Here is an 18762-nt window from a genome sequence, read left to right as displayed (position 1 = left end):
GCGGGGATTGCAGCTTAATTTTCAGACAATGAGCCGGTCAACAGGCAACCGGAAATGCCGCGGTTTGATCGGTTTTGATGGCCGGCCGATGCGGAACACGTTGACGAGGCATAGATCGGCGCCGATTTTGCCGAGCTTTCGCAGCCGGTCGTTAAAGTCAGGATGATCGGCCAGCGCCGAAATCGGGCACGCCGCGAAACCGGCGCGATCGATCTCCAGCCAGGCGCGGTAGAAATGCCGTCCGGTCGTGAGTGGATCCTCACCGACGGGACGGCAAAACAGGACGATCGCCGACGCCGACGCGGTCTTGGCGCCGTCGGCAAGCAACGATGCGGCGAGGCCGAGACGATCGAGCGGCTTGAACAGGGTGCCGAGCAGGTAGCGCGCGGCGGTGGCCTCGACCGCATTCATGGCGAGCGCATCACGGTTGAGCCCATCGAGCAGATAATGCGGATGGCCGGGCGACAGCCGCATCCATGCGAGCAGCTCAGCCCGATAGTCGTCGCCGCGGACAAAGGAGAATTCGGCCCGATCGGCCCAGTTGGCGATATCGGCAATCGCCTGGCGATCTCCAATGCAGATTACATCGTCGCGCGCGGCAGCCAGCTGCGCCAGCGCCGCCGCATCGACCGGCGATGCCGCAAACTTGCCGCGCCACGACATGCGGCGTGCCACAAGGTCCGCCAGCGGATCGGGCTCGGCTCCTTGCCTGATCGCAAAAGAGCACAGCACCGCAAACTGCGGCGACAGCGGCTGCTCGAGCGTGGTGATGCCTGTGATTGCGAAGCCCCGGCGGTTAAGCGCGAGGCTCATGCCCTCCAGCGCCGCGCCATGCGACACCAGCACGTCATGCCCCACGGGGTCGGCAACCGGGGCGCGGACGCCGGTCGCATCGACCAGCGCCAGCCGCCCATCGCCGAGCAGGCGCCAGCGGGTCGGCTGGATGTTGTGGACGCTCGGCGCCAACCGCGCCTCCGCGACCACCTCGCGCAGCAGATCCGGCGTCAGCGCGCTCATGGTGCGGCTAGCCGCTTGGTGAATAGATGCAGCCGGTGCAGCGGCTTCGCCCCGACCTTCTCCGCCTGGCGCAGCGACGGGCCGTTGATGTCAGCGATCCAGGTGCCGCCGAGCGTGCGATAGCCGGCCTCCTGCAACGCCAGCGCGGTGCGGTAGAGCATCGCGCCGTTGAGGCCGCGATTGTGCAGGTCGCGGCAGACCGACTGATAGATCAGCACCGCGCGCCTGTTCATCACGCGGTGCTGCACGAATTTGAACGGCGCTGACAGCCCGACCCGGCCGCCGATCGCCTTGATCAGCGGATTGAGGTCGGGGATCGCGATGATCGCTCCGGCGGGCCGGCCGCGGTGATAGACCACGGTCGAAATCCGCTTGTCGATGATCCACATCATGTCGCCGGCCTGGAACAGATATTCGGCGGCGGTCGGCGGCACGAACATCGGATTGTCGGCAAAGCCGTCATTGAGGATCAGCCGCGCATCCTCCAACCGCACCTTGAAGGCGGAACGCTTGATCGGCTGCCAGACGAAATCGGGATCGGCCAGCACCGCGCGCTGCTTGTCGCCGAGCAATTGCTCCGGCTTGCCGCCGTCGAGCGCGATCTCGAACGTCGTCATCGGGAAGGTCGCGGCATAGCCGGCACGTTCGAGATGCTTTGCGATGTGCGGCGGCGACCACATCATGTCGGTGAACGGCGAATGGTCGAACCCGTCGGTCATCACGCCGATCTGCTGCATCGCGGTGAGATTGAAATTGCCGGCGACGCGGCTCATGCCGCGCGCCGACAGCCATTGCTCGGCGGCGCGCAGCAGCGCATCGGCCACCTCGACGTCGTCGATGCAGTCGAAGAAGCCGAATGCACCATGGCGGGTGCCGTGCTTGCGGTTGGACGCGTCGTGGATCGAGGCCGCAATGCGACCGACCGGCCGTCCATCGCGATGCGCGGAGAACAGCGCATAGCGGCCGTGGCCTTCGGTGACGAACGGGTTCCCGGCCGGATCAAACATCCGGTCGAAATCGCTCCACAGCGGCGGCACGTAGAGGCTGTCGGGCCCGTAGGCATTGAGGGCGGCGTCGAATGCCGCCCTGCGGTCGCCCTCGCGGATCTCTGATGTCATTTGGCCTCCGGGGTCAACGCCAGCAGCCGGCGCACCAGCGCCAGCGCGGTTTCAGTGGTTGGATCGGCCGCGGTGACGGGCACCGCGAGCACGATCAGGTCGAGCGGATCGTGTCCGAGCACGATGACGTGGGAGGCGTTGTTGGCTGCGATCAGAGAGACCATGCGCTCGGCCGCGGGATCGGTCGACGCCAGTCCCCATGGCGCGTCGGACCGCCGCAGCACGCGCCGGGTCGACAGGAAGTCGTGCAGCAGCGGCGGATCGTAGAGCGCGAGCTCGTTCTCGCGGAAGCGCCGCGCGCTTTCGAAGATCGGATGCCGCGCGAGCTCGGCGATCAACTGCTCGCGGGTCTGCGCCGGCGATGCCGCGACCGAATTGAGCACGCCCGGCTCCTGCGATTCGAACAGTGCCCGCAGCGCGTCCGTCATCAACCCGATGGTCAGCACGCCGGCGATCGCAACCGCGACGAAACGAACCATCTGGGCGGCGTCGACGTCGGGCGCCATGAAGGCGGCGGCGAGCCCCAACAGGCCCGAAGAGATCAGCCGCAGCGCCATCATCGCAAGGCCATGCCGGCGCGTCTCGGCGCCGCCGCCGGCGATCAGCATCACCGTCACCGTGAGCAGCGCGCCCAGCGCGCCGAGCCGCACCGGGATATCGGGAAATAGCGTGCGGAAGTCGGTCAGGATGAACGGGATCACGACCATCGCACCGACCGCCATGCGGCCGATGCTGCGGTTCTCCGCGGCCATCAGCGAGGCGCGATCGCGCGTCGCCAGCAGCAGCGCGCACGTGGCGAAGCCCAGCAGTTGGAACAGCGCCAGCGCGATCGCGTAAGGCATTGCCAGCCGTTGCAGTCCGAACAGGCCGCCAAGACCGAGCAGGATGCCGCCCGCGAGCGCCGCGATCTTGACCGGGCGCGGCGCGTGACGCCGCAGGATGCCTTCGGTGACGATCAGGGCGCCGAGCGGGACCAGCGAGGCCGGGATCACCGAGAGGCGGTCGAGCAAGCGGCTTCCAGTCCACCAGGCAAGGCCGCGGTCGAGGAACAGGATTGCGATCACGCCGAGTGCGAGCAGCAGGCGGAGCGTCAAAGGGCTCCTTGGATCGCGCCGGTAGAACGTCATCATCGCCACGGCGAGCCCGATGGCGCCGCACAGATTGACGATGGAATCGGCGATCACCCCGGACGTCATTTGCTGCCAGTCAATTCGTCGATGGCCCGCCGAACCAGCGGACGCATCAGGGCGGCGACGAGCGCATTGCGCGGCTTCTCGATCGCGGGCCGATGCGGGTTGAGGAACCAGCCACGGCAATCGGTGCCCGAGGTGCGGCCCAGAATCAGCGCGACCGCCTCATAGGCCATCAGCATGCCGGTCGAGATCACCATCGGCGCGAACGACATCCGGCTGCGGCGGCCAGCGGCCACTTCGCCGGCGATGGCGAGGTCGACATAGTCGCGCGACGAGGAGTGCAGCATCACGTGCTCGATCTCGGCGCGCATCGCGGCGCGGCGATCGTCCTCGGTGATATCGGTCCAGTCCTTGCCAAGGGTCGGGAAGCCGAGGCGCTGCTCGGGCCGCGGATCGTGCGGGCGCACCACGATCACCGACGGCAGCGGCGACATGTAGGCGTCGATCACGGTGGCATCGGCGCGCTTGGCAGTCCGGTACAGATGCACGCCGGCAGCGATATCGTCCATGCCGTTGACGATGACCGGGCACTGCGCGGCGATCCCCGCCAGCTCGCTGGTCCAGTTCTCGCCAAGCACCTCGATCTCGATGGTCGGATTGATGCGCCTCGCCGCTTCCGCGGCAACCGCCGCCTTCTCGCGCCCGACCTCGTCGGCGAAGGCGAACACCTGGCGGTTGAGGTTGGAGACCTCGAAGCGGTCGATGTCGGCGATCACGAATTTGCCGACGCCGGCGCGCGCCAGCGCCATGAAGGCCGCGCCGCCCATGCCGCCGACGCCGCAGACGAACACCCGCGCCTGACGCAGCAGCTGCTGCTCGTGCTCGTCGATGAAGCCGATATTACGGCCGGTGAAGGAGTAATAGTCGAAATTCATCGCGCGGCCCCGCCATCCTGCTTGCGCGGACGCAGCGTGCCGAAGGCGCGGCTGTCGTCCATCCAGTAGACCATCGGCAGCACCAGCCGCTGCAGCGCCAGCATCGCGGACGCCGCGAGCAGCGCCGGCAGCGAGCCCGAGGGCACCTCGCTCATGAGATAGCGGCGCGCGCCGGCAAGATCGACGCGGCCGATCTGCAGCACGTCGTCGCCGCGCGCGTAGTCCAGCTCGCGCGCGCAAAACTCGTTATAGACGGCATTGCGATGCTTCGGGGCGACCTCGAAGGTCTTCTTCAGCGCGTCCGAGCCGCCGGTATAGGCGTTGGTGATGACCGAGCGCGCCTCGTCGAAGCCGGCTTCCTCGCCGACGCCGAACACCGCGCGATGCCTTGCCATGATGCCGCGCGCCAATTGGAGATGCGCAAAGCTCTGCCGCGCGCCCGGCAGCGGCGACGGAAACACGTCCGAGAACGTATCGCTGACCATGCCGACCACCGCCGGCACCTGGGTGACGTTGGATATCCATTTCGGCCGCAGCCCGTCGCGGGCGAACAGCACCAGCGCGGTCAGGCCGTAGAGCACCCAGGACAGCCCCTGCCCGTGCACATCGGGATCGACCATGACGAGGCCGAGATGAGTGACCTCGGCCGGCTCGCCGTCGAGCGGCACGTCCATCACCGACAGCGCGTTGAAGGCGATCGGCCGCCCGGTGTTTTCTTCGGATATTAGGGTGACGACGGCGCGCGAGAGCCGCTCGGGTTCGCCGGAGAAGATGCCATAGGTCAGGCTCTCCTCGGGCAGCGTCTTGGCGGCGACGATGCGCAGCTGCTCGACCAACGCGTCGAGCTCGTCCCTCGGCAGCGACAGGCCGGGCGATTCGACGATGCGGGTGCGCTGGCCGGCCTGGGTGCGCAAGCTGAGATCGATGGTCGGCTGCGACAGCGCCCTCAGCCAGAAGCCGCCATGGCTGCGCAGACCGTCAAAGGCGGCGCGCGCCTTGCCAAGGTGCTTGCCAAGGCTCTTGGAAGCCGGCGTGGGATTGTCCGTGGACGCCATTTCTCTGTCCCTCGGGCGCGATCTCTGCACTCACCCCTGTTAAGGAGCCATGAGCGCAACCTGACGCTGTTTGCCGCAGGGTAAACAAGGCCTTCCGGAAACGGAACAAGTTGGCCGCAAGCGCCGGCAGTCCATCCACCCGTCATTGCGAGCCAACTGGTCGCGCGAACGCGCGCCCCGATGACAGGCTCCGCGAAGCAATCCATGCTTCCGCAGATGCGGGGCGATGGATTGCTTCATCGCTATCGCTCCTCGCAATGACGCGGGGCGAGACCCGCCCCCGACGAAAGCGGCGGGTGGAAAACCACCCGCCGCTTCGACTTGACTTCGGCTCACGCCGCCTTGGAGACTTCCATCAGCAGGCGCTCGGCCTTGGCGTCCTCGATACGGTTCACGAACTTGCTGCTCTCGTAATTGTCGCGCACCGTCTTGGTCAGCGTGACGCAGGTCTGGACCAGCATCACGATGCCCATCGTGAGATAGCCCTTCATCCAGAGGTCGATCGGCAGGAAGAACACGCCGAGGGCGACGAGGAAGGCGGAGGCCGCAAAGGACGCGTAGGTGAAGGTAACCCAGCTGCCGCTGTGGGGTTGGATGGTCTGGTTCATGGTCGTCTCCTTGATGATAGATGGTTTGAAATTGGCTTGGTTTCAGACTTGAAGTTCAGGCTTCAGGTTTCAGGCAGCGGGCGGGCGCCTGGCTTTCAGCCGCGCCAGCACGTCGTCGGCGGTCGATTTCATGCGCGGGCCAAAACCCTGCTCGGCGAGTTTCTCGGCGGTGGCGAGCGGCCCCGCGGCGGCGTCGATCTCGATCAACGCCTCGTCGGCGGCCTGGATCTCCATCTGCCGCTCGCGCAGCCGCTTCAGCGTCGCCTCCGCTTCCGGCAGCGTCGATTCGTAGGGGCGTGCAGCCTCGATGCCGCTCCGGCGCAGCGAACGCACCGCTTCCGATGCGCGGGCCAGCCGACGGCCGCGGTCGAGTTCGGCGATGCGCGCCTCGGCGTTGCCGACATGGCGCTTCAGCCGGGTGATCTCGGAGGCGAACAGCGCGCGTGCGGTCATCGCGGCATCGCGCTCGGCTTCGAGATTGGCGATCGCCTGCGCGGCTTCGCGGGCGAGGTCTTCCCGGCCGCCCTCGAGTGCCGCCGACGCGCGCTGTTCGAGATCGGCGATCCGGGCGTTGGTGGCGTCGAGCCGCCGGCCCTCCTGCTGGTCGCCGGCGATCGCCAGCGCCAGGGTCCGCTTCGAGCGGTCGACGGCGGCGGCGGCATCGCGCATCTGCTGGTCGAGGATGACCAGCGCGGTGCGGTCTTGAAGTTCCTCTTCGGCCACCGCAACGGTGCCGCGGAAAAGAGTGAAAACAGTTTTGAACATTTCATCGCTCCCTGTTATGAGCATCGCTCATGAATCTCTTGTACCACATAATGAGCATTGCTCAAGAAATATTTGAGCGACGCTCAATGCGATGGTTAACGAAGGATCAAAGATGTCCAAGGCATTGGAACGACGTGCAAAACTGCGGGAAGCGCTGATCGAAGCGTCGGAACGGGCGATTGCGGCAAAGGGTCTCGGCGGCCTGAAAACCCGCGAACTGGCCCAGGAAATCGGGGTCGCCAATGGCGGCGTCTACAATCTGGTCGAGGATGTCGACGAGCTGATCCTGCGCGTCGGCTCACGCACGCTGGCGCGGCTCGATGCGTCGCTGTCGCTGGCCGAGATCGGCGGGGCCGCGGCGCCGCGCGAGATGCTGGTGCGGATCGCGGTCGCCTATTGCGACTTCGCCGCCGACAATCTCGAACTGTGGCGCGCGCTGTTCGAGCATCGCATGCAGCCCGGCAAGCCGGTGCCGGAATGGGCCATCGCCGAGCAGATGGAATTGTTCCGCCACATCTACAAGCCGCTCGCCGCGCTGTTTCCGCAGCGTTCGCCGGCGCAGCTCGGCGTCACAGCGCGCAGCCTGTTCTCGGCCGTGCACGGCATGGTCGCGCTCGGGCTGGAGCACAAGCTGATCGCGGTGCCGATCGGCGCATTGCGCAGCGAGATCGCAACGTTGACGCGGGCGATGGTCGACGGGCTGACGGCGAAGAAGGAATAGCGCGGATGCCTGCAACCAGACGATGCCCTCGCGAACGCGCCGGCTTGATCACTCTCAACGAAGGACAGAAGATTGCTTTTTGAAATCGTTGCGGACCACCGGACTGAACAATCTGCGCGCCGCGTAAGCTGCGGCAATCGGCGCCATGCTGCTTTTGCAACCAATGTACTAGCAGAGCCGCTGGTTTGGCGACCCCGCGACTTGTCTACCGACCGGGGAGCTACCATTACTCCGCGTGCAATGCCGCCAAAGCCGGGATTTGAGCATCCGGCCGGGCGGCCCGCGCATTGAAGCAACTGAGGTCGCGAGCGTGTCCACCAATATCGATCTAGATCAGCAACACGACGACATCATGTACCCGCAGGTCCTCCCGTTTCTGCTGGTCCACGCAGGGTGTCTGGCGGCGATCTGGACGGGCGTCTCATGGCAAGCGACTGCAGTTTGCGTCGCCCTATACTGGCTGCGCATGTTTGCGATCACCGCAGGTTATCATCGGTACTTCTCGCATCGGGCCTACTCAACGAGCAGGACGTTTCAATTCATCCTCGCATTCCTCGCCCAAAGCAGCGCTCAGAAAAGCGTGCTTTGGTGGGCCGCGAAACATCGACATCACCATCTTCATTCGGATACCGAGCAAGATGTGCATTCGCCGGGGCATAAAGGCTTCGTGTACAGTCATCTCGGGTGGATTTTTTATCGACAGCACGATGCAACTGATCTGACGAAAGTTGCGGATTTTGCCTCGTATCCGGAGTTGATGTGGCTTCACAGATTGGAGGCCTTGCCGGCGATCGTGGTCGCAGGTCTGTGCTTCCTGATCGCCGGATGGCCCGGGCTCGTGGTCGGTTTCTTCTGGAGCACCGTGCTGTTGTATCACGCCACGTTTTGCATCAACTCCCTCGCGCATGTTCACGGGCGCAAGCGGTACGTTACGGGCGATGATTCCCGCAACAATTGGCTGCTGGCTCTGTTTACGATGGGTGAGGGTTGGCACAACAATCATCACGCCTACCAAAGCAGTGCGCGGCAAGGCTTCCGGTGGTGGGAGATTGATGTGACCTATTATGTTTTGGTGACCTTGTCCTTGCTCGGCATTGTCTGGAATCTGAAGGCGCCGCCCACGCAGGTTCTCCGCAACGAGCAGCGCTTGGGATCGCGTGTGATAAAGCGAACGGCTGAACAACTCGCTGGTCGCTTCAATCCCGAGTACATCGCGCAGGCTATCAAATCGTCGGTCCACGAAACCGGATTGTCGGTGCGGGAAGCGCTTGTTCTGTTACAGCATCGCGCCGACTTGCATCTGCCCAGCATACCAACGCGCGACCGGTTGTTGGCTGAAGCCCAGGCCATGTTCGCGAAGACGAGTTCGTTGGACGACATTGTCGACCGTGCGCATGAACTCCTGGTGGAGTCGGTTTGCCTCCTGCTCGCCGTTCCACCTCGGATGGCCGGCGCAAACCCGAAACCTCAGGTGAGCCAATCGTAACATTTTGCCTTGGCCCTTTCCCAACCTCACGGCTCCATCGCGTAGGCGCGCCCGGGTTCGAGCGCGTAGATGGTCAGGAAGCGCAGCGGCCGGTCCGGGTCGCAATTGCGAAACAAGCGTGTGCGGAACGTCGGGTCGATCCTGCAAGGTCTCACCCGCCCGATACTGGCGCGGCGCATCGTCGCCATACGCGGACTCGGCAACGCCTTCGACGATGAAGACCACGCCGCCAACGGGGTGCCGGTGCAGCGGGGCCACCCCGCCGGGCGGATAGGTCACCTCGGCAACGACAAGCTCGCGATCATCGCCGGGCAAAGCGAGACGCTCAAGGGTCCTGCGGGTGACGCCGGCAAATCCGGCTTGTTGAGCTTTTGCCTGACCGTCGCTGCTTTCAGCCATTGGAACCCTTCCCTGTCACGCGCGCTTTTGCCCCGATCAGATCAAGTCTGCGGTGACTATGAGGGCGCTTCGACGACGCAACAAGCGCCCAAGCATTTCGACACATGTCGCGCGGGCGAGCCGAAGCCCTTGCCACCCCTGCTCCCACGTTGCAGGATTCCTGCGCCGAGAACCTTCAGCAGTGGGCTTTGCATGAAAACGAATATCGTCACCACGCGGACGTCGGGGGTCGCCGCCCTGGCGCTCATCTTTGCATTAAATGTCACGCCGGCGTCTTCGGCGCAGCCCGTGCCGGAATGTTCGATGTCGATGACATTGGCGGATTGGGGCGAGAATTCGAGCGGCGATATCGACGTCGCCTCGGGCCAAAGCTGCCAGATCCCGATCGGGATCCGCGGCACGGTGACGGACTCCGCGATCTCGCAGAAGCCGGCCTACGGCAAGCTGAAGAAGATCAACGCATCAACCTTCGAATACAGGGCGAAGGCCAAGTACAAGGGCAACGATACGTTCGCGATCAAGGCGACGGGTCAGGGGCCGAAGGCATCCGGCACCTCGGTCATCACGGTGCGCGCGACGATCAAGTAGTCCCTCGGTCGCGCGCTGAAAGGACCGACTGGATTAGTTCGAATGGCGTTGTGCTCCCTCTCCCCGTTCTTACGTGGAAAGGGTTGGGGTGAGGGGCTGCCTCCGCGCGTACGGTGATAGCTGCGTCCGCGGAGACTCCCCCTCACCCGGAATGCATCTATCGATGCATTCCGACCTCTCCCCGCACGCGGGGCGAGGTGAAGTGGAGTCCGCGACTCGATTTAAGCCGGCTGCGCGCCGGTGCGGATGATCGACCCGACATGCTGGCCGCGCAGCGCCGCCGTGAGCCGGCCGGGAACGAGGCCGTTCACGACCTGCACGCGTTCGATATGCCGCGCATTGGCCATCACCTCGAGCAGCGCGGGATCGAACGGCAGCGTGCCCTTCAGCTTGGTAAGGTCGGCGAGGCTGGCCTCGCGCAGCAGCTGCGCCTTCTTCCCCTCGGGACCATTCGGATCGTCGGAGTAGACGCCGTCGACATCCTCGACGATCGTCAGCCCGGCGGCGCCGAGCGCATCGGCAATCAGGAACGCACCGGTATCGGCGCGATGCAACGGGATGCGCGAGACCGGGAATTCATGATGGTGATAGGGCGGAAACGCGCTGCCCACCACCGCGCGGGCCGCGGAGAGATGGATCGCGAGCTGGCTCGCGATGGTCGGATGCTCGATATAGGACACGCCCTCCGGCGCGAGCAGGCAGGCCAGGATATGGCCGTTCTGGCCGGCCTCGCTGGCAGCGAGCGGCGCGAGCGAGCCGACCGGCAGGCCGAGATCGAGACCGACGCTGTAGAGATGGCGGGCGCGGATGCCGGCGCCGGTCAGGATCAGCAGGCGGTGTTCGGGCAACAGCGCGCGCAGCTCATCGACGATCGGCAGGATTGCTTCATGGCCGCGATCCATGATCGAGCGGCCGCCGATCTTCACCACCTGCACCCAGGGCAGCAGCGGGATCGGGCGACCGCCGGCAACGGGACGGGTGAGATCGCTGTCGAGCAGGGTCTGGCGCGCGAGCGGCGAGGCGACGTGCTTGATGGTAGCGTCCATGGTCGTGCCCCTGCTCAGTTCGCGGTGATGATGGTGCCGACGTGCTCGCCCGCGAGCGCGCGGGTAAGGTTGCCGGGTACGAGGCCATTGACGACCTGCACCTGCCGGACATGGCGCGCAGTGGCGAGCAGATCGAGCACCGGGAATTCGAGGATCGAATCCTGCAACCCCTTCGCCTTCATCTCGGCGACCGAGATTTTCGGGATGAAGGCCGCGCCCTTCGAGGTCTTGGGGTTCGCGGTGTAGAGGCCGTTCTCGTCCTTCACATAGATCATCGCCTTGCAGCCGAACTGTTCGGCGACAAGGAAGCATCCGGCATCGGTGCGATAGGGCGGGATCATGCCCTCGGGTGCCGGCCGCATCCAGAGGCCGTAAGGCGGCATGCCGCTGAAGATCACGGCGTTCACCTCGGCGAGATAAAGCGGCACGGCCGAAAGTCCGGCGCCGCTGACCGCGGAGATGCCGTGCCTGGCGAGCAACTGGCCCAGCATCACCGCGTTCTGGTCGGCGACCGAGGCGCCGAGCTGCGAGAGCACGCCGGCCGGCAGCCGAAGCCCGGCCGCGATCGAATAGAGGTGCCGGGCGCGGGTGCCCGCGCCGGTCCCGATCAGCAGCTTGTGCGCCTTGCGGGCCGCGACGATCTCATCGACCAGCGGGTAGACGGCGGCGCGGCCGCGGTCGATGACGCTCTGCCCGCCGATCTTGATCACGGTGGCATCCGGCAGGATCCGGAAGTCCGATGCCGCCTCCGCCGTCGCCAGAAGCTGCGGATCGGTCAACGATCGCTGCATCAGGAGCGCTTCAAGCTCCGCCGTCGTGTTCGCCATGAGAACCGTTCCTTATCGCCAATGCGCTCGGCATTGCTGCCGGACTGCACTGGTAGCGGCAAGTCGGGCAGGTCTCAAGCTGCAATGACAATGGAGCCGCGCTGACGTCCTAACGTCCCGCAATGACGCAACTATTCCGGGCACGCGCTAGCCGCGGTCTGGCGCAGCGACCATCGCTTGCGTCAGCGCACGACGATCGAGATGCGGTTGCCCAGCACAGCGTGCGACCGGCACTGGCCGAAGGTGCTGCAGAAGGCAACAAGACCAAAAAGCAAAGCGTCGACCCCAGCGTGTTACTGTTGTCAGTTACATTGTCAGCGATCGCGTCGCGAATCTCGACGTAAGGTTCGACAGCGACGTCCGGGCATTTTGCCGCAGCACTCTTGGCCAGTACAGGTGATTCCTGTCACAGACGTCACATCCCAATTCTGCAATGCTGACCTGATATTGCTGAGTTTTGGAATGCTCTCGGCCCAATGACGCTGGCAGGACCAGCCCGCTTTACGAGGGCAAAGTTGATTGCGCTGCACCTTGGAAATTAGCCGGTGTCGACCGGCCCGCCACGAGGAAGCAAACCATGGCCAATACCGCACCGGTCGTCACGATTGGTAACCACAGCCTGTTGTACAATCAGTGGCAAAAAATACAGCCATGGCTCACTTATGCCGACTCCGACGGCAATCCCGCGCAGAAGTTTCAGTTCTGGGACGGCGGCACGGCTGCGAACAGCGCCTATTTCTGGACTTCCACCAACGACCATTGGGCCGCCAACACGACGATCGAAGTTTCGGCATCCGACCTGTCCGACGTGTGGGTGCGTGCCGGTGCGGTCGGCGGCACAGAGACACTGTGGGTACGCGCCTTCGACGGGACCGATTGGGGTAACTGGACGTCTTTCACACTCACGACGATTCCAAACACTGTGCCGGTTGTCACCGTACCCGACGTGCAGTTGCACACCAATACATGGACGCAAGCCCAGAATTGGCTGACCTACTCCGATGCCAACGGAGATGCAGCCACCAAATACCAGTTCTGGGACGCCGGCACCGCCGCAACCAGCGCCTATTTCTGGACTTCCACCAATGACCATTGGGCTGCCAACACGACGATCGAAGTTTCGGCCGCCGACCTGGCCGATGTCTGGATCAAGGGCGGCTCGACAACCGGTTCCGAGACGATGTGGGTCAGAGCGTTCGACGGAACGAACTGGAGCAACTGGGACAGCTTCACGCTGACGTCGACCAATACCCCGCCCGTCGTGACGGCCAGCGATCATTCCATGCACGTCGATCAATGGATTACCGTGAGCAACTGGCTGAGCTACTCCGATGCCAATGGGGATCCAGCCACCAAATACCAGTTCTTTGACGCCGGCACCGCCGCAACCAGTGCCTATTTCTGGACACCCGACAATTCACACTGGGCTGCCAGCACGACGATCGACGTTTCGGCTGCTGACCTCGCCAATGTCTGGATCCATGGCGGCTCGACAACCGGTTCCGAGACGATGTGGGTCAGAGCATTCGACGGAACGGAGTGGAGCGCCTGGGACACATTCGCCGTGACGTCGACGCCAAACACGGCGCCGGTCGCGACCATCAACGACCAGTCGCTGCACGTCAATCAATGGACCAAGCCACAGGGCTGGCTCACTACTAGCGATGCCGAAGGTGACGCGATCACCAAGTACCAGTTCTGGGACGGCGGCACCGGCGCGACCAGCGCCTATTTCTGGACGCCCGACAATTCACACTGGGCGTCCGGCACCGCGATCGACGTTTCGGCATCCGATCTGGCCAATCTCTGGATCCGGGGTGGCTCGACGACCGGCACCGACATCATGTATGTGCGTGCGTTCGACGGCACCGCCTGGAGCAGTTGGGACAGCTTTACCCTGACGTCGACGAATGCGACCCCGTCCGCGGCGATCAGCGATCATTCGCTGAACGCCGCGCAATGGGCGCAGCTTGTCAACTGGACCTCGGCATCCGACGCTGACGGCGATGCGATCACCCAGTACCAGTTCTGGGACGGCGGCACGGCTGCGAACAGCGCCTATTTCTGGACGCCCGACAATTCACACTGGGCGGCCGGCACGGCCATCGACGTTTCAGCGTCCGATCTGGCCAACATTTGGGTGCGAGGCGGCACCGCCGGTGGGACCGACACCATGTATGTGCGCGCGTTCGACGGAACGAGCTGGAGCGCCTGGGACAGCTTTGTCCTGACCAGCCTGCCGAACCACGCCCCCTCCGCCTCGATCAGCGATCAGACCTTACACGTCAACGAGTGGAGCCAGATCAGCAACCTGTTGTCCTATTCCGACACCGACGGCAATGCCGCGACCGGGTATCAGTTCTGGGATGGCGGCACGGGCGCCAGCAGCGGCTATTTCTGGACCTCCACGAATTCCCATTGGGCGGCCGGCACCGCAATCGACGTCAGCGCCGCCGACATCAATGATGTCTGGATGCGTGGTGGCGCCGGCACCGGCACTGAAACGATGTATGTGCGGGCGTTCGATGGCATTGACTGGAGCGCGTGGCACGCGTTCGCGCTCTCGACCATCGTCTAGCCGCCTTCGGCGTGACGTCGTGCGGACACATGTCAGCGAAAGCGGCGTGGCAGCGCCGTGGCGCGCCGGCAAATTTCCGGGGACACGGCCTAGCCTGGCGTGAAGATCACCTTGCCCTTGAATGCGGCCGCCTGCGCGATCGCCTGTGAAAAATCCTCCAGGCGATAGCTGCCCAGCACCGGCGCGCTGATCGCTCCCGATGCGACCATCGGCACGAGATGGTCGTACATCCTGGCCAACGCTTCATCCGTCGCGGTCCTGCCCCAATGGCCGAGCCAGAAGCCGCGCACCGACACCTCGTTGAAGATCACGCTCAGGGCCGAGCCGGAGAACGGCTGCCCGCTCATCGCGCTGTAAATGACCAGCACCGCCTTCGGCGCCAGACAGTTCATCAGGTTCAGAGTCGAGGTGCCGCCGACGACATCGAGCGCCAGGAGGATCGGCGCCCCGCCCGTTTCATTGGCGACGCGTTTGGCGAGACCGGGGCCGTCAACCAGAACGACATCGCCGCCGATCGCCTTGACCTCGTCCACGACTTCCTCGCGGCGGACGATGTTGACGGTCTTGAGCTCGAGCGATTTGGCGATGGCGATCACCGCCCGCGCCGTGGCCGAGTTGGCGCCGTTCTGGATCACCCAGCCACCGCGCGGAATCTTCACGAAATCGGTCAGCAGCAGATAGGCGGTGGCCGGATTGACGGCGATCATTGAGAGCTGCCGGACATCCGCGTTGTCGGGCAGCGGGCGCTGCCACGACGCGGTGAATTTGACGCGTTCGGTCCAGGTCGGGACCGTGAACGGAATCAGCGTGCGGTCGCCTTCCTTCAGGTTCCTCACCTGCGCTCCGGCGGCGACGACCCGCCCGACACCCTCGATCCCGAGCGTGGCCGGCGGCGACGGCAGATAGCCGTAGCGCCCGGCGATGATCATGAAATCCGAATTGTTGATCGGCGCGGCCTCCACCGCGACCACGACCTCATTGGGGCCGGGGCTGCCGACGTCCGGCACCTCGTTGAGCTTGACCACCTCCGCTGCATGTCCGAACGCAACGACCTGAACCGCTTTCATGGCGTGATCTCCCGATTTTATTATGTACTTTAAAGTACAAAATGTGAATTGCGTCAATAGCCGGACCTGCCTTCACGGCAAGGTGAAGGCTTCACATCCGACGCGGGAGTACATAAAAGACGGATATGGCAAGGCCGCGCAGCTTCGATCCGGACGATGTCCTGGAAATCGCCCGCCAGATGTTCTGGCAGAAGGGCTTTCAGGCGACTTCGCTCGACGACATCACGGCGGCGAGCGGCGTCGCCAAACCCAGCCTCTATGCGGCGTTCGGCGACAAAAACGCGTTGTTCCTGAAGGTGCTGGACCGCTATCACGACGGCATCCTCGGCTGGGCCGAGCGCGTGCTGGCGCAGCCGGGGCCCGCGCGGGACGTCATCAGGCAGTGGCTTACCGGCTTCATTCCCTATTGCTCGGGCGAGAAGGGACAGCGCGGCTGCCTGTCGATCAATTCCGCGACCGACGGCTCGCTCGACCAGGTCGAGCTCCGCAAGAGCATCGAGCGCTACAACCGGCGGCTTGAAGAGCTGCTGCGCGCGCGGCTGCGCACCGATCGCGCCCAGTTCAGGAAGGGCTTTGACCCCGACGTCACCGCCCGCACCATCATGGTGGTGCATGCCGGACTGCTGGCGCTCGCGCACCAGAGGCCGGGTTCGAAGCAGGTGAAGGCCGTGATCGACCAGGTGATGAGCCTGCTCGCCTGAGTTTGTCGGCACCCGGCCTTCCGGCAGCAGCTCCGCTGCTCTCACGAATGTGATTATATTACGATTATCATCTGATTGATGTCCTGATCTCGATGACCATGTCCGGGTTGGCTGTCATGGGCTTTCCGGATTTTGGGGATCAGATGAACAAACGGTTTTGGCGTGCGGCGCTCGTCGTGGTCACCGCCCTGCTGGCGAAGCCGGCGATCGGGCCGGCGCAGGCCCATGATCACGGGCATCCCGAATTGAACGCCTGGTATGAGAGCCTGCGCAGCGTCAAGGGCCCCTGCTGCGACGGCAGCGACGCGAAGCGTGTCGATGACGCCGATTGGGACACCAAGGACGGCCACTATCGTGTGCGGCTCGAAGGCGAGTGGGTCGACGTTCCCGACGAGGCCGTCGTCGCCGGACCGAACCGTGCCGGCCGCACCATGGTGTGGCCGTATTATCTGGACGGGCATCCGAGGCCACGCTGCTTCATGCCGGGCAGCATGGGCTAAAGCGGGATAAATTTTCGTTGCATCGGCTTGCCGCGGTCTCGGTTCACCTCTCCCCACCGGGGAGAAGCGAACTTTCGACGCCGTTCCAGCTCAACCTAATCTCATGGGCTTTAACCACCGCGCAGTCCCAGTGCGGCTGATCAGAGATCCAGCTGGATCCCGTCCTCGCCGTCGGCCTCCGGCTTCGCCGGCACGGCGCAGCAGATCAGCGCCTCGTCATCGGCCACCTCGGCGGCGGGCTGCTTCACATAGGTCACGGCGCCTGCCAGCAATCGCGTTCGGCAGGTTCCGCAATTGCCCTCCCGGCAGCTGAAGGCGGGGCTAAGGCCACGCGCTTCCGCCAGTTCGAGCAGCGTCCCCGCCTCCGGCGTCCAGCGCGCCTCCTTCGACGATGTGGTGAAGGCGACCGGGATCGGCGTCGTCGCCGGCGGTCGGCGCGGCGGCGCTGCGGTGACGAGGTCGGGCTTCCGGACCAGCGATGAAGGACCGAATGCTTCGGCGTGAATCCTGCCGTCGGCAATGTTGTAGCCGCGCAGGGCGTCATAGAGCGATTGGGTGAACTGCGGCGGTCCGCACAGATAGAAGTCGTAGTCATTGAACGGCAGGACGCGCGATAACAGCGCCATGTCGATCCGTCCCGCAGCATCGTAATCTGTGCCCTGCTCGGCGCCGCCGACATCGCCGAGGATGCGGATGATCCGCACCGCGCCGCCGGCGGCATCCACCAGCTGCTGCACTTCATCGCCGAACGCGCGGTCCTGTTTCGCATGCGCGGCCTGAAACAGGAATGTCGGCCGGATGCCGCGGGTGCGCAGCCCCTCATAGACCACGTGGCGCAGCATCGCGAGCAGCGGCGTGATGCCGACACCGCCGGCGAGCAGCACCGCGGGCCGCTTCTCGCGCGCATCGATCGTGAAGCCGCCGGCCGGAGCACGCGCTTCGATGATGTCGCCGACATGGATGGTGTCGTGGAGATACTGCGATACGACACCGTCGCGCTTCACGCTGATCCGGTACAGGCCGTCCGACGGCGCGACCGACAGCGTGTAGGTGCGGATGACCGGCTTGTCGATACCTGGCAACGAGAGACGGATCGGCAAATGCTGTCCCGCCCGGTGCGGAAGCAACCCCGCACCGTCGTCCGGCTGCAAATGAAACGAGCGGATCAATCGGCTCTCGTCGACGATCCTGGCGACCTTGAACGGCCGCCACTGCGCGGCGCGCTCGGCGGCGCGGATCCGCTCGGCGGTCTGCACCCAGTCGCCGGTCATCAGCGAATTCGGCGACCAGCCTTCGGCCCGGAACGCCCAGCGCAACGGCAGCGCGCCGCGCCGGCGCACGACGCGGCGGGCACGGAAGCTCCACAGCCGCTCTGCGCCCTGAAACGCCGCGATCTCCGGCGAGTCCAGCATCACCTCGGCATCGCCGCTCAGCTGCAGCAGGTCGCCGGTCTCGAAATCGACGAACACCAGCCCGGCCTTGCCGTTGACGAGGATGTTGCCGAGCGTGTTGAAGAACAGATTGCCGGCGAAATCTGGGATCGTCAGCGTGCCGTCGTCGGCGACGCGGACGAAGCCCGCTCGGCCGCCGCGATGCGAGACGTCGACCTGGCGACGGTCCTCACGCTCGGCATAGGACGCCACGAAGAACGTGTCGGCCGCCTTGATCATGTCGCGCGCGGACCGATCGAGCGTCGTGCTCGCCTCGATCTCTCCCGCGAAAGGTTCATCCGGCGCGCGCACGAAGGCGAAATCGCGGAGCTGGATATACTGCGCGCAATTGCCAAAGCTCTGATCGAGCTCGAAGCTGAGTGCCTTGCCCGACGATGCGCGCAGCAGCCCGTTGGCACGGTTGCGGCGCCGCGTGTGCAATTCGATTCCCAATAGTCCGATCGCATCGCCCTCGCGCATCCCCTCGCTGACGGGATCGCTGGCGTCGGGCCGCGCATCGATCTCGAGGCCGCGCGGTGTCGGCGAGGAGATGAAGCCGGGCTTGCCGGCCAGCAACGAAGCCCAGGCGTCGCCGCTTCGGTCGACGCTGCCGACGACGATGAAGGGAATCTGCGCGAAGAAATCGCGATGCTGGTCGGGCATGAAGTCCCGCACCGCGCGCTGGCCGACAGCCTCCATCTTCTCGGCGACGCCGACCTGCTGCTGGATCGTCTTTTCGCCGGCATGCCAGGTCGCGAGCTTGCTCTTGGTTCGCCTGTCGCTCATCG

17 protein-coding genes and 1 pseudogene are annotated in these 18762 nt (G+C 64.8%); 6 read left to right on the top strand and 12 right to left on the bottom strand.

Features of this window, described 5'->3' with window-relative positions; all coding sequences use genetic code 11:
• Nucleotides 1–21: 21 nt before the first annotated feature.
• The 7 genes from ACVWY5_RS03295 to ACVWY5_RS03265 form a co-directional block, all read right to left on the bottom strand.
• Nucleotides 22–1017: a nitroreductase family protein gene (locus ACVWY5_RS03295; RefSeq protein ID WP_028332950.1), complete on the bottom strand. Its 996-nt coding sequence runs from the start codon at nucleotides 1015–1017 to the stop codon at nucleotides 22–24.
• Nucleotides 1014–2135 carry a hypothetical protein gene (locus ACVWY5_RS03290; RefSeq protein ID WP_028332949.1) on the bottom strand — a complete coding sequence of 374 codons (1122 nt, stop codon included), beginning with the start codon at nucleotides 2133–2135 and terminating at the stop codon, nucleotides 1014–1016. Before ACVWY5_RS03290 ends, ACVWY5_RS03295 begins: the two co-directional genes overlap by 4 nt.
• Nucleotides 2132–3331 carry a hypothetical protein gene (locus ACVWY5_RS03285; protein WP_028332948.1) on the bottom strand — a complete coding sequence of 400 codons (1200 nt, stop codon included), beginning with the start codon at nucleotides 3329–3331 and terminating at the stop codon, nucleotides 2132–2134. Before ACVWY5_RS03285 ends, ACVWY5_RS03290 begins: the two co-directional genes overlap by 4 nt.
• The gene (locus ACVWY5_RS03280; RefSeq protein ID WP_028332947.1) at nucleotides 3328–4203 is read right to left on the bottom strand and encodes a ThiF family adenylyltransferase; all 876 of its coding nucleotides are present in this window, start codon (nucleotides 4201–4203) and stop codon (nucleotides 3328–3330) included. The genes ACVWY5_RS03285 and ACVWY5_RS03280 overlap by 4 nt, the downstream gene beginning before the upstream one ends.
• Nucleotides 4200–5258 carry a hypothetical protein gene (locus ACVWY5_RS03275; RefSeq protein ID WP_321176638.1) on the bottom strand — a complete coding sequence of 353 codons (1059 nt, stop codon included), beginning with the start codon at nucleotides 5256–5258 and terminating at the stop codon, nucleotides 4200–4202. Before ACVWY5_RS03275 ends, ACVWY5_RS03280 begins: the two co-directional genes overlap by 4 nt.
• 332 nt (nucleotides 5259–5590) lie before the next feature.
• Nucleotides 5591–5866, bottom strand: coding sequence for a YiaA/YiaB family inner membrane protein (locus tag ACVWY5_RS03270; protein WP_028332945.1), 276 nt, complete (start codon nucleotides 5864–5866; stop codon nucleotides 5591–5593).
• A gap of 69 nt (nucleotides 5867–5935) precedes the next feature.
• Nucleotides 5936–6631, bottom strand: a complete 696-nt coding sequence (locus ACVWY5_RS03265; protein WP_028332944.1) for a PspA/IM30 family protein — start codon at nucleotides 6629–6631, stop codon at nucleotides 5936–5938.
• Nucleotides 6632–6743: 112 nt separating this feature from the next.
• On the opposite strand from ACVWY5_RS03265, the gene ACVWY5_RS03260 reads away from it, so the two are divergent.
• Nucleotides 6744–7352, top strand: a complete 609-nt coding sequence (locus tag ACVWY5_RS03260; protein ID WP_028332943.1) for a WHG domain-containing protein — start codon at nucleotides 6744–6746, stop codon at nucleotides 7350–7352.
• A gap of 352 nt (nucleotides 7353–7704) precedes the next feature.
• Nucleotides 7705–8838, top strand: coding sequence for an acyl-CoA desaturase (locus ACVWY5_RS03255; protein ID WP_321176658.1), 1134 nt, complete (start codon nucleotides 7705–7707; stop codon nucleotides 8836–8838).
• Between the two features lie 171 nt (nucleotides 8839–9009).
• On the opposite strand, the pseudogene ACVWY5_RS03250 reads toward ACVWY5_RS03255, so the two are convergent.
• Nucleotides 9010–9237: pseudogene (locus tag ACVWY5_RS03250) on the bottom strand (cupin domain-containing protein); the annotation flags it as partial.
• Nucleotides 9238–9540: 303 nt separating this feature from the next.
• Between ACVWY5_RS03250 and ACVWY5_RS03245 the strand changes: the two are divergent.
• Nucleotides 9541–9825, top strand: a complete 285-nt coding sequence (locus ACVWY5_RS03245; protein ID WP_028332940.1) for a hypothetical protein — start codon at nucleotides 9541–9543, stop codon at nucleotides 9823–9825.
• Nucleotides 9826–10046: 221 nt separating this feature from the next.
• On the opposite strand, the gene ACVWY5_RS03240 is transcribed toward ACVWY5_RS03245, so the two are convergent.
• The gene (locus ACVWY5_RS03240; RefSeq protein ID WP_028332939.1) at nucleotides 10047–10871 is read right to left on the bottom strand and encodes an amino acid kinase family protein; all 825 of its coding nucleotides are present in this window, start codon (nucleotides 10869–10871) and stop codon (nucleotides 10047–10049) included.
• A gap of 14 nt (nucleotides 10872–10885) precedes the next feature.
• A complete protein-coding gene (locus ACVWY5_RS03235) occupies nucleotides 10886–11698 on the bottom strand; it encodes an amino acid kinase family protein (RefSeq protein WP_028332938.1) in 813 nt (270 codons plus the stop codon).
• A 577-nt stretch (nucleotides 11699–12275) separates the two neighbouring features.
• On the opposite strand from ACVWY5_RS03235, the gene ACVWY5_RS03230 reads away from it, so the two are divergent.
• On the top strand, nucleotides 12276–14276 hold the full coding sequence (locus ACVWY5_RS03230; RefSeq protein ID WP_321176639.1) for a hypothetical protein: 2001 nt from the start codon (nucleotides 12276–12278) through the stop codon (nucleotides 14274–14276).
• Nucleotides 14277–14365: 89 nt separating this feature from the next.
• On the opposite strand, the gene ACVWY5_RS03225 is transcribed toward ACVWY5_RS03230, so the two are convergent.
• On the bottom strand, nucleotides 14366–15400 hold the full coding sequence (locus ACVWY5_RS03225; protein ID WP_321176640.1) for a zinc-dependent alcohol dehydrogenase family protein: 1035 nt from the start codon (nucleotides 15398–15400) through the stop codon (nucleotides 14366–14368).
• 68 nt (nucleotides 15401–15468) lie between these two features.
• On the opposite strand from ACVWY5_RS03225, the gene ACVWY5_RS03220 reads away from it, so the two are divergent.
• Both ACVWY5_RS03220 and ACVWY5_RS03215 read left to right on the top strand, forming a co-directional pair.
• The gene (locus ACVWY5_RS03220; RefSeq protein ID WP_028332935.1) at nucleotides 15469–16044 is read left to right on the top strand and encodes a TetR/AcrR family transcriptional regulator; all 576 of its coding nucleotides are present in this window, start codon (nucleotides 15469–15471) and stop codon (nucleotides 16042–16044) included.
• A 143-nt stretch (nucleotides 16045–16187) separates the two neighbouring features.
• The gene (locus ACVWY5_RS03215) at nucleotides 16188–16544 is read left to right on the top strand and encodes a hypothetical protein (protein WP_028332934.1); all 357 of its coding nucleotides are present in this window, start codon (nucleotides 16188–16190) and stop codon (nucleotides 16542–16544) included.
• A gap of 140 nt (nucleotides 16545–16684) precedes the next feature.
• On the opposite strand, the gene ACVWY5_RS03210 is transcribed toward ACVWY5_RS03215, so the two are convergent.
• The gene (locus tag ACVWY5_RS03210; RefSeq protein WP_028332933.1) at nucleotides 16685–18760 is read right to left on the bottom strand and encodes a 2Fe-2S iron-sulfur cluster-binding protein; all 2076 of its coding nucleotides are present in this window, start codon (nucleotides 18758–18760) and stop codon (nucleotides 16685–16687) included.
• Between the last annotated feature and the right edge of the window lie 2 nt (nucleotides 18761–18762).

Source organism: Bradyrhizobium sp. USDA 3256 (genome assembly GCF_054058275.1).
The sequence above is the reverse complement of the archived record's forward strand: the minus strand, read 5'-3'. Positions and strand labels throughout refer to the sequence as shown.